General features: G+C 69.3%; 13 protein-coding genes. 12 read left to right on the forward strand and 1 reads right to left on the reverse strand.

The window, feature by feature from the left end:
- The first annotated feature begins 295 nt into the window (after positions 1–295).
- The 7 genes from ACTZWU_RS15730 to ACTZWU_RS15760 all read left to right on the forward strand — a co-directional run bounded on the left by ACTZWU_RS15730 (position 296) and on the right by ACTZWU_RS15760 (position 6,767).
- Entirely contained in the window at positions 296–2,131 is a 1,836-nt protein-coding gene (locus ACTZWU_RS15730) for a calcium-binding protein (RefSeq protein WP_444738311.1), read from the forward strand.
- 114 nt (positions 2,132–2,245) lie between these two features.
- Positions 2,246–2,569, forward strand: a complete 324-nt coding sequence (locus tag ACTZWU_RS15735) for an ArsR/SmtB family transcription factor (RefSeq protein ID WP_444738312.1) — start codon at positions 2,246–2,248, stop codon at positions 2,567–2,569.
- The gene (arsB, locus tag ACTZWU_RS15740) at positions 2,566–3,585 is read left to right on the forward strand and encodes an ACR3 family arsenite efflux transporter (RefSeq protein ID WP_444738313.1); all 1,020 of its coding nucleotides are present in this window, start codon (positions 2,566–2,568) and stop codon (positions 3,583–3,585) included. The genes ACTZWU_RS15735 and arsB overlap by 4 nt, the downstream gene beginning before the upstream one ends.
- Positions 3,586–3,674: 89 nt before the next feature.
- A complete protein-coding gene (modA, locus tag ACTZWU_RS15745; RefSeq protein ID WP_444738314.1) occupies positions 3,675–4,439 on the forward strand; it encodes a molybdate ABC transporter substrate-binding protein in 765 nt (254 codons plus the stop codon).
- Positions 4,436–5,146 (forward strand): molybdate ABC transporter permease subunit, encoded by a 711-nt coding sequence (modB, locus tag ACTZWU_RS15750; protein ID WP_444738315.1) that lies wholly within the window; start codon positions 4,436–4,438, stop codon positions 5,144–5,146. The genes modA and modB overlap by 4 nt, the downstream gene beginning before the upstream one ends.
- Complete coding sequence (gene modC / locus ACTZWU_RS15755) at positions 5,143–5,970, forward strand: molybdenum ABC transporter ATP-binding protein (RefSeq protein ID WP_444738316.1); 828 nt, start codon at positions 5,143–5,145, stop codon at positions 5,968–5,970. The genes modB and modC overlap by 4 nt, the downstream gene beginning before the upstream one ends.
- A gap of 32 nt (positions 5,971–6,002) precedes the next feature.
- Complete coding sequence (locus ACTZWU_RS15760; RefSeq protein WP_444738317.1) at positions 6,003–6,767, forward strand: inositol monophosphatase family protein; 765 nt, start codon at positions 6,003–6,005, stop codon at positions 6,765–6,767.
- On the opposite strand, the gene ACTZWU_RS15765 is transcribed toward ACTZWU_RS15760, so the two are convergent.
- The gene (locus ACTZWU_RS15765) at positions 6,757–7,518 is read right to left on the reverse strand and encodes an FkbM family methyltransferase (RefSeq protein WP_444738318.1); all 762 of its coding nucleotides are present in this window, start codon (positions 7,516–7,518) and stop codon (positions 6,757–6,759) included. The genes ACTZWU_RS15760 and ACTZWU_RS15765 overlap by 11 nt on opposite strands.
- 157 nt (positions 7,519–7,675) lie before the next feature.
- Here ACTZWU_RS15765 and ribA point away from each other — a divergent pair, with 157 nt between their 5' ends.
- Genes ribA through ACTZWU_RS15790 form a run of 5 tightly spaced genes read left to right on the forward strand, consistent with a single transcriptional unit; the run spans position 7,676 to position 11,803 of the window.
- On the forward strand, positions 7,676–8,830 hold the full coding sequence (gene ribA, locus ACTZWU_RS15770; RefSeq protein WP_444738319.1) for a GTP cyclohydrolase II: 1,155 nt from the start codon (positions 7,676–7,678) through the stop codon (positions 8,828–8,830).
- A complete protein-coding gene (locus ACTZWU_RS15775; protein WP_444738320.1) occupies positions 8,827–9,768 on the forward strand; it encodes a zinc-dependent alcohol dehydrogenase in 942 nt (313 codons plus the stop codon). Before ribA ends, ACTZWU_RS15775 begins: the two co-directional genes overlap by 4 nt.
- A 9-nt stretch (positions 9,769–9,777) precedes the next feature.
- Entirely contained in the window at positions 9,778–10,173 is a 396-nt protein-coding gene (locus ACTZWU_RS15780) for a 6-pyruvoyl trahydropterin synthase family protein (RefSeq protein ID WP_219829707.1), read from the forward strand.
- A 1-nt stretch (position 10,174) separates the two neighbouring features.
- Positions 10,175–10,963 carry a methyltransferase domain-containing protein gene (locus ACTZWU_RS15785; RefSeq protein ID WP_444738321.1) on the forward strand — a complete coding sequence of 263 codons (789 nt, stop codon included), beginning with the start codon at positions 10,175–10,177 and terminating at the stop codon, positions 10,961–10,963.
- 12 nt (positions 10,964–10,975) lie between these two features.
- Positions 10,976–11,803 (forward strand): RibD family protein, encoded by an 828-nt coding sequence (locus ACTZWU_RS15790; protein WP_444738322.1) that lies wholly within the window; start codon positions 10,976–10,978, stop codon positions 11,801–11,803.
- Positions 11,804–11,813: the final 10 nt, after the last annotated feature.

An 11,813-nucleotide genomic window follows, 5' to 3' on the forward strand; every position in this document is an offset into this window, starting at 1 on the left:
GTCGGGGACGAAGCTTGCGGAACCGGTCATCGCGCGACCTCCTGGCCAAGGGCTGCCGAAATGGCAGGCTTTGTCCATATGCGGTTCGCCCGACAGGATAAAGGGCGGAAGCCGATGTCGCGCAAGTTCAGGCGCATGGGGCTGGGCCTGATCAGGCGGGCCGAGTGACGCGGGCGATCACCAGACCGCGCCATGCCGCCACGTCATGCGAAAGTTTCCGCATCGTCATGGGCTTACCTACGCAACATTCGTGCTTTGATGCGCCAGCGATGTCGTTGCAAGGGGAGGTGCAAGGATGGGGCTTTACAATTACCGCGACTTCAGCCCGACAGAATCGGCCGATCTGGTGAAGTTGTCGCATCAGCTGGCGGGCGTCTCGCAGCTGAACGGCCTGCCCGATGTGGCGGGGCTTTTCGGAAACAGCCTCGTGGCGGGCGGACAGGCCGATCTGTCCCTGCCGCAAGGCTGGCGGATCCTGGCGGCCGCCGAACTGGGGCTGCCGGCGGGCAGCACGGACCCGTTCGGTTTCATCACGCTGCGCAGCCCTCTGACGGGCCAGCTGCTCAGCGGCCCGCAATTGCTGGTCATGGTCGAGGAGGACGCGAATGGTCAGCCGCAGCGCATGGCGATTTCCTATGCGGGGACGAACAGCCCGGTCGATGTGGTCGATTACCTGCAGCTGAACACGGGCGACATGGCCCGCGCGATGGAGCCGGTGCTGGGCGCCGCCCGCACCTACGCAGAGGGCGCCGGACTGACCGGCGAGGATGTGATCGTCACCGGCTACAGCCTGGGCGGCGGTTACACCAATGTGCAGGCGCGCTTTGCCGACCAGCTGGCCGACGGGTTCTTCGCCAATTCGGTCTATATCGGCCATGCCGCGCCGGTGATCTATGACCAGCAGGACCGCGTCCTGAACATCGGGTTCGAGAACGACGTCGTCCATCGCGCGGCGGGCGATGGGCCGGATCTGTGGGGGGCGCTGGCGGCGGCAGACCCGCTCTTGTCGAACAACGACCGCGCTTTCGCCAGCAGCACCGACAATCTGGTGATCTTCGACAATGTCTATGCGGGGGCACCGCTGACGCTGGCGATCGATTCGATCCTGAACCCGCTTGCATGGTCGGGGCATCTGAGCGGCCTGTTCAGCGATGCCGTGGAGAGGATCGCGCAATCGCGGCATTACGACTTCATGGACCGCGACAGCGTGGTGGTGGTCTCGAACCTGGGCGCGGTGCAGCGGGCGACGACCTGGGTGGGCGACACCGCCGCACCGACCTCGGATCATTTCGGCGCGCCCGCCTTCGTCATCGGCACGGCCCATGCCGACCGCCTGACCGACGGGCGCGGCAATGACTGGATCGACGGCGGCGCGGGCAACGACCTGATCCGCGTCAGCAGCGGGCTGAACAGGGTCGATGGTGGGGCGGGCCATGACACGCTGCGCGTCACCGCCGAGGCGCGCGACGCAAGCGTCTATCGCCTGAATGACGGCAGCATCGCAATCGCCACCCGCGACGGTCTGACCATCGCCGAGACTGTCGAGCAGGTCGAATTCCGCGCCTCGGGCCTTGCGGGGTGGATGGGCGCGCAGGACAGTTTCACGATCCGCGCCGACCGGCTGGATTTCAACGGTTTCTCGCTGACGAACCGCGATATCGGCTATGCGGCCTCGGTTCAGGGCGGGGCTGGCAATGACGCGCTGAGCGGCCGCGCGGTCTTTGGCCATGGCGGCGATGACCGCATCACCGGGACCGGCGGGGCCGACCTGCTGCATGGCGGCGAGGGGCGCGACACGCTGTCGGGCGGGGCGGGCAATGACCGCCTCCATGGGGCCGAGAACAACGATCTGCTGATCGCGGGAGCCGGGACCGACCGGCTGAATGGCGGGCATGGCGACGATGTCTTCGTCTTCAACGCCAACATCCGCGGCACCGCCATCATCGAGGATTTCAACATGGCCGAAGGCGAGGCCGACATCCTGCGGTTCGAGAATGGCAGCCGGCAGGCGACGCTGGAAACCGCACGGCAGCAAGGGTCCGACGTGGTGTTGCAGCATGGCGAAATGACCGTGATCCTTGAACAGACCACGCTGGCCCAGTTCTGGGAGAACGAGACGCTGTTCGTCTGATCCCATGCGCCCATGACGGCGGGCCGTTCCGAACGGCCCGCCATCGCGTCCCACAGAACTTGCGCCGCTGAACGCCGCACCCTATCGTTGATCGACGATAGACGAAGAGCGGCCATGCACGCGACCGAAGACGATCTGGCCGCGCTGGCCAAGGCGCTGGCCCACCCGGCCCGCATCCGCATCCTGCGGCTGCTTCTGGCCACACCCGGCTGCATCGGCGGCGACATCGTCGAGGCCGTCGGTCTGGCGCAATCCACCGTGTCCGAGCATCTGAGGCTGCTCAGGGCGGCGGGCATCATCCGTGGCCAGATCGACGGGCCGCGCATCTGCTATGCGCTGAACCCCGCCGCGCTGGAGCCTCTGGCGGCGTTCCTCGGCGGTCTCGCGCCGCCTGAACGCGAGGTCTGCTGCCTGCCGGACGCAAAGGAAACGACATGACCCTGTTCGAACGCTGGCTGAGCCTGTGGGTCGCCCTGTCCATCCTGGCCGGGCTTGCGCTTGGCGCGCTGGTGCCGGACGTCTTTGCCGTGCTGGCCGGGCTTGAATACGCCTCGGTCAACCTGGTCGTGGCTGTGCTGATCTGGTCGATGGTCTATCCGATGATGATCGCCATCGACTTCGCCTCGATCAGGGATGTCGGCAAAAGGCCACGCGGGCTGATCATCACGCTTGTCGTGAACTGGCTGATAAAACCCTTCACCATGGCCGCGCTGGCGGTGCTGTTCTTCAACCACGTCTTCGCCGGGCTGATCGACCCCGCCCGCGCGCCCGAATACATCGCGGGCCTGATCCTTCTGGGGGCTGCGCCCTGCACGGCGATGGTCTTCGTCTGGTCGCAGCTGACAAGGGGCGATCCGAACTACACGCTGGTGCAGGTCTCGGTGAACGATCTCATCATGATCGTGGCATTCGCCCCCATCGTGGCCTTTCTGCTGGGCGTGACGCAGATCGACGTGCCCTGGCAGACGCTGATCCTGTCGGTGGTGCTGTACATCGTCATCCCGCTGATCGCGGGCGCGCTGACGCGACGGGCGCTGATGGCCAAAGGCGGCGCGCAGGCGGTCGAGGCCTTCACCACGCGCATCAAGCCCGTCTCGATGATCGGGCTGCTGGTGACGGTGGCGCTGCTCTTCGGGTTTCAGGGGCAGGTGATCCTGGAACAGCCGCTGCTGATCGCGCTGATCGCGGTGCCGATCCTGCTGCAATCCTACGGCATCTTCGCGCTGGCCTATGCCTGGGCCTGGGCCTGGCGCGTGCCGCACAAGGTCGCAGCCCCCTGCGCGCTGATCGGCACGTCGAACTTCTTCGAGATGGCGGTGGCGGTGGCGATCGGCCTCTTCGGGCTGAATTCCGGGGCCGCGCTGGCCACGGTGGTCGGTGTGCTGGTCGAGGTACCCGTGATGCTGTCGCTGGTGGCTTTCGCCAACCGCACCCGCGCGCGCTTTCCCGCCTGAGCCGCTGTGCGATATATCCACGCGAAGATAACGCTTGCCAGCCCCCGCGCGGGATGATGTGATGTCGCCTGTCACGACATGAGGTCCGGATGCGCCCGATCCTGCTTGCCCTCGGCCTGGCCGTCACCGCGCCCGCCGCTGCTCTGCCCGGCGAGACGCCCGCGACGGTCACGGTCTTCGCGGCCTCCAGCCTGACCGAGGCCTTGGGCCGGGTTGCCGATGACTGGTCGCGCCTGACCGGGCACCGGGCCAGCCTGTCCTTTGCCGGGTCGGCCACCCTCGCGCGCCAGATCCGCGAGGGGGCGCCTGCGGATATCTTCATCTCGGCCAGTGCGGAGTGGATGGACGCTCTGGACGGCTCGGGCGATCTGCGCGAGGGGACGCGGCGCGACATTCTGGCCAACCGGCTGGTCCTGATCGGCCCGGCTGGCGCTGAACCGGTCACGCTGGACGCCAGGCTGGACCTGCCCGCGATGCTGGCCGGGGGGCGGCTGTCGATGGCGCAGGTCGATGCGGTTCCGGCGGGGATCTACGGGCGGGCCGCGCTGGCGCATCTGGGCCTTTGGGACAGGGTCGCGCCGCTGGTCGCGCAATCCGACAATGTGCGCGCCGCGATGACGTTCGTCGCGCGGGGCGAGGCGCCGCTTGGCATCGTCTATGCGACCGATGCGGCGGTCGAGCCGACCGTGGCGATCATCGGCACCTTCCCGGAGGGCAGCCACCCGCCGATCACCTATCCCGCCGCGATCACCGCCGAGAGCGAAAGCCCCGTCGCGGGTGAATTTCTGGATTATCTCGTCTCGGATGCGGCGGCTGAACGCTGGCTGGCGGCCGGGTTCACGCTGGCGCCATGATCGCCCTGCCGGATCTGGGGCTTGGCCCGGCGGAATGGCAGGCGGTGCGGCTGTCGATGCGCGTGGCCTTCTGGGCGACGCTGCTCAGCCTGCCCTTGGGCGTGCTGACCGCCTATGCGCTGGCGCGCTGGCGCTTTCCGGGGCGGCAGGTGCTGAACGGGCTGGTCCATCTGCCGCTGGTCCTGCCTCCGGTGGTGACGGGCTACCTGCTGCTGATCGTTTTCGGACGACGCGGCGCGGTCGGGCAGGTTCTGGAAAGCTGGTTCGGGATCGTGCTGTCCTTTCGCTGGACCGGTGCGGCGCTGGCGGCGGCGGTCATGTCCTTTCCGCTGATGGTCCGCGCCATCCGCCTGTCGATCGAGGCCGTGGACCCCAGGCTAGAGGCCGCCGCCGCCACCCTTGGCGCGCATCCGATATGGGTCTTCCTGACCGTGACGCTGCCCCTTGCCCTGCCCGGCATCGTGGCGGGCGCGATCCTGGCCTTTGCCAAGGCCGTGGGCGAATTCGGCGCGACGATCACCTTCGTGTCGAACATTCCGGGCCAGACGCAGACCATCCCCTCGGCCATCCACGCGCTGTTGCAGGTGCCGGGGGGAGAGGACGCGGCCAGCAGGCTGGTGGTGATCGCGGTGCTGATCGCGATGGGCGCGCTGGCGCTGTCCGAGTTTCTGGGCCGCCGGGTGGCGCGGCGGGTGGCGGGCGCATGATGCTGTCGGTCCAGATGCGCCAGAGGCTGCCGGGCTTCGATCTGGATATCGACTTTCAGGTTCCGCCGGGGCTGACCGTGCTGTTCGGCCCCTCGGGTTCGGGCAAGACGACGGTGATGAACGCGGTCGCAGGCCTGTTGCGCCCCGATCATGGGCGGGTGGTGCTGGGCGATCAGGTCCTGACCGACAGCGCCACAAGGCTGCACCTGCCGCCCCATCGCCGCAGGCTGGGCCATGTCTTTCAGGAGGGGCGTCTGTTCCCGCATCTGTCGGTGCGTCGGAACCTGCTCTATGGCCGCCGTTTCGCGCCGCGCGGGGCCGAGGGGCCGGATCTGGCGCAGGTCGTCGCCATGCTGGGCATCGGCCACTTGCTGGAGCGTCGGCCCGGCGCCCTGTCGGGGGGCGAACGCAGCCGCGTGGCGCTTGGGCGGGCGTTGCTGGCGGCGCCTCGGCTGATCCTGGCGGATGAGCCTTTGGCCGCGCTGGACGAGGCCCGCAAAGCCGAGATCCTGCCTTTTTTCGAGCGCCTGCGCGACGAAAGCCAAGTGCCGATCCTCTATGTGACCCATTCCGTGGCCGAGATGCAGCGCCTTGCGACCACGGTCGTAACGCTGGATGCGGGCCGCGTCACCGGGATCGGCCCTCCTCGGCCGGACGCGGGCGATTTCGCGGCGCTCTGGCAGGCGCTTGGCCCTGCGCTGAGCGAACGCCTGCGGGAGGCGCCGGACGGCAGGCTGCGCCTGCCTCTGGGCGGGCGGCAGGTCACACTTGCCCTGGACCCGCCGGCCGATCAGGGCATGGCGCCCGATCCGCGCCTGCGCTAGGGCTGCGCCTGCATTTCTGGCGAGTGATGGGCATGAAGGACGATCTGAACCGGGCCGAACAAGCCGCGCGCGCGGCGGGTGTGGCGCTCATGGCGCATTGGGGCGCCCGCGACAGGCTGGACGTGCAGGCCAAGCGGCGGGGCGACTACGTCTCGCAGGCCGATGCCGAGGCCGAGCAGATCCTGCGCCAGCACCTGCTGCGCCCCGGCGAGGGCTGGCTGGGCGAGGAAAGCGGCAGCCTGCCCGGCGCGCGGCGCTGGATCGTCGATCCGCTGGACGGGACCACGAATTTCCTGCGCGGCATCGGGCATTGGGCGGTCTCGGTCGCGCTGGAGGATCAGGGCCGGCTGGTCCTTGGCGTCGTGCTGGACCCGGTCAAGGACGAGATGTTCTCTGCGCATCAGGGCGGGGGCGCGCATCTGAACGGCCAAAGGCTGGACCCCGCCCCGCCCCAGGGGTTCGACGCGGCGCTGTTCGGCACCGGCCTGCCCTTTGGCGACATGCCCCATATCGACGACCATGCCGACGACCTGCGGCGCGTGCTGCCGCAGACGGCGGGGGTGCGGCGGATGGGCGCGGCGGCGCTGGATCTGGCCTATGTCGCGGCGGGGCGGCTGGACGGGTTCTGGGAACGCCGCCTGCGCCCCTGGGACATCGCCGCGGGGCTGGTCCTGCTGCGCGAGGCGGGTTGCCGGGTCGAGGGCTGGACCGCCGAAGATCGCCCCGAGGACAGCGGCAACGTGATCGCCGCGCCTGCGCCCCTGTTCGCAATGCTGGCCGGGGCGATCAGGCGCTGACAAGGCGCGCGTAAAGATCGCCCGACCCGGCATCCGGGGCCAGCCCCGCCAGAAAGGCCCGCGCCGATGCCGCGTCCTGCCATTCGGGCCACAGAAAATCCGCCCGCTCGCCCAGAACCGGATTGAAGCGGTATTCGCCCAACGCCTCCAGCCGGTCGATCACCGCCAGCGTGCGGTCCCGAAAGCCCGGCAGGTATTCGACCGACAGCATCGGCAGGGGCTGGCTGAGGCCCGCCAGAACGTCCAGCTCGAACCCCTCGACATCGATCTTGACGTAATCGGGCAGGCCATGATCGGCGATCAGCCGGTCCATCGTGGTCATGCGGACCTGCTGGCTGCGATCCCACCGGACATGGCCGAAACCGGGCGCCGAGGCCGCCTCGCCGGTGAAGCTGGTGCTGAGCGAGGACACCGTGGGATGCAGCGACGACACCGCCATGCGCGCCATCGTCTCGGACGGGCCCACGGCCTCGCGGCGCAGCACGATGTCGCGCGGCAGGCTGCGCGCCAGAAACCCGGCAAAGGGCTCTTGCGGCTCGCAGGCCACGACCCGCGCGCCCGCCGCCCGCATCGCCCGCGACCGGCTGCCGACATGGGCGCCGATGTCAAAGGCCAGATCGCCGCGCCGCAGAAGCCTTGCGTGAAAACGGTTGCTCGCAACGCGGCGAACAGGGTTATAGTAGATCACAAGGGACCGCATCAGTCCCAGATAGGCGCGCAATCCCATGATCTCTTCCCGTTCTGCCTGCATCCGAAGCCTAGGCACGCAGCACCGCAAGGTCCAGTGCGCCCGCCGCAACGGGGTCGTGTGACATTCTGCCACGCGATGCGTCCTTGTGGGGAACTGCCGCGTGGTTGAACGTGTTGGCGACAATGACCTTTACGTTCACGCAGGTGGGGGCCTACGAATGAAGGCAGTGCAATCGGGGCTTGGGACGGCGGAACGGGTGGCAAAGACCAAGGCGGCGGGCGACGCGCCTGCCGATCCTTTCGCCCCGAACGGGGACCAGAAAATCGCCCGCGCCTTGAGCGATCTGCGCCTTGGCCTGCCCGTCCTGCTGAGCGACGCGGCGGGCGCGGCCATCGTCCTGCCGCTCGAGACGTTGCAGCCCGACCGTTTCGCGGCCCTTCATGCGCCCGCGCTGCTGGTCCTGACCGCCCGCCGGGCCGAGGCGCTGCGCCAGCCCGCCCCCGGCTCGGAGGTCGCCGTCCTTCCCGTGCCCGCCGATGCGCGGCTCGACTGGCTTCTGGCGCTGGCCGACCCCTCTCGCGTGCCGCCCCCCTCGGCGGCGATCCCGCAAGCCGCGACGCAGAAGCCGGGCAACCTGCACCGCGCGGCGATCCGGCTGGTCAAGGCCGCCGAATTGCTACCCGCCGCCCTTGTCGTGACGGATGCGGCGCTGGTCTCGGCCGCGCTGCGTTCGGGGCTTCAGCCCTTGGCCGCCGATGAGGCCCTGTCGCAGATCATGCTGCCGCGCGATCCGCGCCCGGTCTCGAATGCGCGGGTGCCGATGCTGGCCTCGCCCAACGGGCGGCTGCATGTGTTCCGCGACCCCGGCGGGGCCGAGCATTACGCCGTCGAGATCGGCCAGCCCGACCGCAGCGCCCCGGTTCTGGTGCGCCTGCATTCGGCCTGTTTCACCGGCGACGTTCTGGGCAGCCTGAAATGCGATTGCGGCCCGCAACTGCGCGCCGCCCTCTCGGCGATGGAGGATCACGGTTCCGGCGTCCTTCTGTATCTGAACCAAGAGGGACGGGGCATCGGGCTGGCCAACAAGATGCGCGCCTACAGCCTGCAGGATCAGGGGCTGGACACGGTCGAGGCCAATCACCGGCTGGGTTTCGAGGATGACGAGCGTGACTTCCGCACCGGCGCGGCGCTGCTGCGGCGGCTGGGCATTGCGCGCGTGCGCCTGATGACGAACAACCCGGCCAAGATCGCACGGCTGGACTGCGACGGCATCGAGGTCGTCGAGCGCGTGCCGCTGCGCGTCGGGCGCGGCCCCGAGAACAGCGCCTATCTGGACACCAAGGCCCGGAAATCAGGGCATCTTCTGGCATGACGGCCCGCGCGCTGTGGTGCATCAGCCCTGACCGGACCGAACTGCGCCCCGCCTCGGCGGGCGAGGGGGTTGCGGTGCGCGCGCTGTTCTCGGGCATCAGCCGAGGGACCGAGCGTCTGGTTCTGGCGGGCCGCGTCCCCTCGGGCGAACAGGCCCGGATGCGCGCACCCTTTCAAGAGGGCGATTTCCCCTTTCCCGTCAAATACGGCTATGCCTCGGTCGGGATTGCGACCGAGGGCGGGCTGGCCGGACGCCCGGTCTTTGCGCTGTTCCCGCATCAGGACACCTACCGTCTGCCCGAGGACGCGCTGATCCCCCTGCCCGACGGCCTGCCGCCCGAACGCGCTGTGCTGGCTGCGAACATGGAGACCGCGCTGAACATTCTCTGGGACAGCGGCGCGGGGCCGGGCGACCGGATCGCCATTCTGGGCGGCGGGCTGGTCGGGATGCTGGCCGCCAGCCTGGCCGCGCGCCTGCCGGGCGCCGAGGTCGTCGTGATCGACCTGCAGGACCGCGCCGCGCTGGCGCGCAGTTTCGGGTGCGGCTTTGCCCATCCCGACGACGCGCCCGGCGGACAGGATGCGGTCATCCATACCAGCGCCTCGCAGGCCGGTCTGGCGCTGGCCCTGTCTCTGGCCGGGCCGCAGGCCACCATCACCGAGGCCAGCTGGCACGGCGAGGGCGCGGTCGCCCTGCCCCTCGGTGCGGCCTTTCACAGCCAGCGCCTGCGGATCGTCAGCAGCCAGGTCGGCGCGATCCCCCCCGACCGCGCACCGCGCTGGACCTATCGGCGCCGTCTGGCCAAGGCGCTCGACCTCTTGCGCGACGAGCGGCTGGATGCGCTGATCTCGGGCGAGACCGCCTTTGCCGACCTGCCCAACGCCTATGCCGCGATCCTGTCGGACCCGGCCACCCTTTGCCACCGTATCCGCTACTGAGGAGCCACCATGTTCGCCGTCGAAGTCCGGGACCACATCATGATCGCCCATTCCTTCCCCTCGCCCACCTTCGGGCCGGCGCAGGGAATGCATGGCGCGACCTTCACCGTCGATGCGGCCTTCTTCGCAACCGAGATGGATCACGAGAGCCTCGTGGTCGATATCGGCCTTGCGACCGAGGAACTGGCGCGGACACTGGCGCCGCTGCGGTACAAGAACCTGGACGAAATTCCTGAATTCGCAGGGAAAATGACGACGACCGAGTTTCTGTGCAAACATATCTTCGACCAGATGGCCGCGACCGTGCGGGCGGGGGGTTTGAAGGATGGCGGGCGGGTCCGCAAACTTCGCATCACGCTGCATGAAAGCCACATGGCCCGCGCCTGGTTCGAGGGGGACATCTGAGATGGGCTTCTCCGCCGCCTGGCTTGCGCTGCGCGAACCGGCCGACCGGGCGGCGCGCGATGCAGGGCTTCTGGCGCGCGCGGCGGCGATCGCCGGGCCGCGCCCGGTCATTCTGGATCTTGGCTGCGGCACCGGCTCGACCCTGAGGGCGATGACGCCGCATCTGCCCGCCGAGACACTGTGGCGCCTTGCCGATCTGGACGCAGGGCTTCTGGCCCTCGCCGCGGCCGAGGCACCGGGCCGCGTGACCACGCACCGGCTGGACCTGCGCGACCTGAACGCGCTGCCCCTTGATGGCGCGACGCTGGTCACGGCTTCGGCGCTCTTGGACCTGATGCCAGCCCCTTGGATCGAGGCGCTGGCCGCGCATCTCTTGGCCGCGCGCCTGCCCTTTTACGCGGTCCTGTCCTATGATGGCGTGATGGAATGGCAGCCGCCCCTGCCCGGCGACGCGGCGATCACGCGCGCCTTCAACGATCATCAGCGACGCGACAAGGGGCTTGGTCCCGCCCTCGGTCCCACCGCCGCATCCCGCGCGCCCGAGATCTTTGCCGCCGCAGGCTTCTCGGTCACGACGGGCGACAGCCCCTGGCGCATCGGCCCCGATCAGCAGGACCTGCACAGCGCCCTGATCGAGGGCATCGCGACAGCCGCCGCCGAACAGGGCGCAGCCGGTGCCGCGGATTGGGCGGCGCGCCGCGTCCCCCTTGCTGCGTCGGAGCGCTGCGTCATCGGGCATGGCGACATGCTGGCCGTGCCGCCCGGCGCCACCCATCCCGAACCCAGCTGAGGAGAGACCATCATGCACGCCATCGACCTCACCCCTCGGGTCTGGGACCGCATCCTCGCGGTGCGCGACGGCAAGGCCTGCGCCTGCTGCGGCCGCTTCACCCCCGCCGAACGCGCGGCACTGGATCTTTACGGTCCCGTCGCGCGGCGGGATCTGGGGCCGGTGACGGTGGCCCAGATCGGCCAGTCGCTCGACGGGCGGGTGGCAACCAGTTCGGGGGATGCCCGCGACGTGTCGGGCCCCGAGGGTTTGGCGCATCTTCATCGCCTGCGCGCGCTGGTCGACGGGGTGGTGATCGGCGTCCGCACGGCGTTGCACGACCATCCAAGGCTGACCGTGCGCCTGTGCAGCGGACACGACCCCGCACGGATCGTCATCGATCCGCAGGGCCGTCTGCCGGACGATGCCCTGCTGCTGCGACCCGGCGGCGCACGCCGGGTGATCGTGACCGCCTCCGACCGCCCCCGTGCGCCGGGGGTCGAGGTCCTGCGCCTGCGGGCCGTCGAGGGCCGGCTCGACCCTGTGCAGATCCTCGAAGGGCTGCGCGAGATGGGCCTCGGCTCGCTGTTGATCGAAGGCGGCGGCCTGACGATCACGGGCTTCCTTGAGGCGGGGCTGCTGGACCGTCTGCAGGTCTCGATCGCGCCGCTGATCATCGGCGCCGGTCCGCAGGGCCTGACGACGCGCAATCCGGTCGAGAAGCTGGCCGACGCCCTGCGCCCCGATACGCGCGTTTATGGTCTGGGCAGCGACATCGTCTTCGATTGCGGCCTGGGCACACGCGCCGAATTGGCGCGGCGCCCCTTGCACGAGCGGCCGATGATCCGCCACGCCCACTGACAATGCGCCC

It is taken from the genome of Paracoccus sp. NSM (assembly GCF_052379855.1).
Taxonomy (GTDB): domain Bacteria; phylum Pseudomonadota; class Alphaproteobacteria; order Rhodobacterales; family Rhodobacteraceae; genus Paracoccus.